Annotated in this window: 4 protein-coding genes; all 4 read right to left on the minus strand. The window is 54.6% G+C overall.

Going from position 1 to position 3149, the window contains the following annotated elements; all coding sequences use genetic code 11:
* On the minus strand, positions 1-733 hold a 733-nt coding region (locus tag AC1DLB_RS26090), incomplete at its 3' end, for an MraY family glycosyltransferase (RefSeq protein WP_477785919.1).
* Entirely contained in the window at positions 730-1692 is a 963-nt protein-coding gene (locus tag AC1DLB_RS26095) for a UDP-glucose 4-epimerase family protein (RefSeq protein WP_477785922.1), read from the minus strand. The genes AC1DLB_RS26095 and AC1DLB_RS26090, both read right to left, overlap by 4 nt.
* The gene (locus tag AC1DLB_RS26100) at positions 1689-2612 is read right to left on the minus strand and encodes a glycosyltransferase (protein ID WP_477785920.1); all 924 of its coding nucleotides are present in this window, start codon (positions 2610-2612) and stop codon (positions 1689-1691) included. The genes AC1DLB_RS26095 and AC1DLB_RS26100 overlap by 4 nt, the downstream gene beginning before the upstream one ends.
* Before the next feature lie 54 nt (positions 2613-2666).
* Positions 2667-3149, minus strand: a 483-nt coding sequence (locus AC1DLB_RS26105; RefSeq protein ID WP_477785921.1) for a sugar nucleotidyltransferase, incomplete at its 5' end; no start/stop codon positions are given.

Below are 3149 nucleotides of genomic sequence, written 5' to 3' on the forward strand. Positions count from 1 at the left end.
CGCCAAGCATGATCAACCAGCTCCAGAGCAGCTCGGGCGACTTGGAGGCTGCCTCAATCGACATCCCTGCTAATACAATCCCCAAAAAACCGCTGCCTGCGTCTCCCATGAAAATTTTCGCCGGCGGATAGTTCCAACAGAGAAAGCCCGCGACCGCAGCTACCAGAGCCAGAGGCCCCCAGGCCAGTTCGAGGTTTGCGCTAAACCAATAGACCAGCAACATTCCGAGGCAGACGCTGATCGCTTCAGCACTGGCCAGGCCGTCAATGCCATCCATGAAGTTGTAAAGATTCAGCATCCAGACCAAATACAGCACAAACAAAATATTCCCAATCCACCCTGGATCAAGGGTGACTCCAAAGAGCGTGACGCCAGGAGAGCCTCCCAGCCAATATAACGCCCATATCGAGGCTGCAAAATGGCCTAATAGGCGCCACCTTGCGGCGATATGCCCGTGATCATCGGCAAAACCGATAAGCGCGACCAACAAGCCGCCCCCCAGTAAACCGACGAGCGTCGCCAGGCTCATCAAATCAAGCCCCCGAAGGATCAGAAGCGCCAACAGAAAGGAGACAACAATAGCTACACCTCCACCCCGAGGAGTAGGCACAGAGTGAGAGCTGCGCTCGTTTGGTGTATCCATCAAGCTATTGGCCAAAGCATAACGACGTAAAACAAACGTCAGCCCCCAGGAAACAACGAATACTGCTAGTAGCAGCCACAAAAAAGTCATTTCGTCTGCGCGTCCAGATAGTGACCTGCGGTTTGGCGCATGGCTTCATCCATGTTGATGGGGGGGGTCCACCCCAATAATTCACGATTTTTGCTGATGTCGACCTGCAATGACCCGCAGATCCGTTGAGCAACAGATTGCTTTCTCAATGCCGAAGCTGCCATTACCAGCAACCACTTTGGCAGTGGCAAGAGCCAGGCCTTCGTCCCGAGCGCATTGCCCAGGCGACGTAGTATTTCAGTTGTGGACAAGTCCTGGCCATCACTGACCAGAARGGTTTGGTTCGCTGCGGCAGGATGATCGATACAGGTGATTACAAGGTCCACCAGGTTTCCGATCGCCACAAGGCTACGCTGGTTCCGAACCGCTCCCAACGGTAACGGAATACCTTTGTTCAGCCAGCGCAGCATACTCAGAAAATTGGCTTTAACACCCGCCCCATAGATCAATGGCGGGCGAATAATCACCACTTCCATTCCGGTTTCGCGAGCAAGTTTTCTCAGGCCTTGTTCAGCCTCGTGCTTGGACACGCCATAAGGATCCGCCGGGGCCGGTGTATCATCAGCCTTGAACGGCTTGCCTGGCTGGGTGCTTTCGCCATTGACCTTGATCGAACTGATGAAGATGAAGCGTTTGACTCCCGATTCAGCGGCGCGCTTTGCCAACCGAAGAGTGCCCTCCACATTAACCTTGCGAAACTCGGCCAAGGCATCAGAAGCGATTTCGTTCATCACATGAACTCTGGCCGCCGCGTGGACGACCGCACTGACTTCCTTCAACTCAGGCAAGGCTTCAGGATCATTCAGATCAAAGGGTACAACCGGGCATAAACCCTGCAACCGGGTGAGACTGCGAGCGGCCGCGATCGGAGCGAACTGTTTGTCCACCAACATCCTGAAAACCAGCGCCTCACCCACGAAACCGCCTGCCCCCGTGACCAATACCTTTGGGGCTGTCATTGAGCTTTGTTTCCCATCAATGCGGTGAACCAACAGATAAAAAAGAAAAAAATCTTGTCCCGCACCCGGCGCCTGCATTGCCAGGCACTGAAGGACAGTTTCATCAGTTCCGTACGCCGTAATTGCAACAAGACGCCTTTAAAGGGCTTCGCCCCCTGCCCCACCAGATCTGCAATCAGGTGAACCTGACCGAACCACCAACCGTCATGAATGGTTTTGTAACGAGCGRTCAACGGACTCAGGCCTGTGTTGGCACCCACCTGATTACGCTCGTGCTGCCGGTAATCCATGCTGGGTAACGGGTCGATATACCAACGGTAACCATGACTGCGCGCAAAGGCGTAGAAATACCAGTCATGCAAAGTTACACCTTGCAGTTGCTGCCAGTTGGCGAGCATCGAGCCTTTCAAGGCTTCTATCAGGCTTTTTCTAAAGACATAGGTGCAGCCAGGCCCGGCTGCCTCGAACAAAAAATCCCAGGCGACCTGAGGTTGCGCCTTGTCCAGCAGCAGGGTTCTGCCATTTGGCCAGAACGCCGTCACGTTACTGGAGTAGGCATCCACTCCTCGTGCCTGCAACGCCTGGGTTGCTCTGTGCAGCTTATCGGGATACCAGATGTCGTCCTGATCGGCAAAGGCGACGAAGTCGTAGCCATCGAAGTCGACGTCCCGGATCAGCCGAAAGAAGTTGCGCGATGCTCCGCCGAAGCGATTGGCATCCGGAAGCACTACAACTGCTGGATGCTCAGCCGCATAAGCTCTACACCACGCCTCGGTGCCGTCAGTGGAGGGGTCGATGCTAATGTGCAGGGTAACGTCGACCGATAACTGGCCGAGAATCGAGACCAATTGCTCCTCAATCCACTGCATTCCGTTGTACGCAGCCAGCAAAACTGCAACCTTGGGATGTTTTACTGGCATGCTATTCCTGCTTGCTCGGATTAAACGCTAGGTTTGAAAGTAAACCCTCTCGACTCAGAGGGAATCCAAATCCAGCAGTTTTTGCAGGTACTGACCATAGCCAGTCTTCTTCAGCCTATCGGCCTGAGCGCCCAACTGTTCAGCGGTAATCCAACCGTTGTTGTAGGCGATCTCCTCCAGGCAGGCCACTTTCAAGCCTTGACGCTGCTCGATCGTGTGCACGAAGTGACTGGCCTCGAGCAACGAGTCGTGAGTCCCCGTGTCCAGCCAGGCAAAACCGCGTCCGAGCATTTCTACATTGAGGGTGTTTTGCTCGAGGTAGGCGCGGTTAACGTCGGTGATTTCCAACTCGCCACGCTCGGATGGCTTGATGTTCTTGGCGATCTCGACAACCTGGTTGTCGTAGAAGTACAGGCCAGTCACCGCGTAGCTGGATTTTGGCTTCAGCGGCTTCTCTTCGATGCTCAAGGCACGGCCGGCAGCGTCGAACTCGACGACACCAAAACGCTCTGGATCCGACACGTGATAGCCGAATAC

This window comes from Pseudomonas sp. 05N434 (assembly GCF_056396965.1).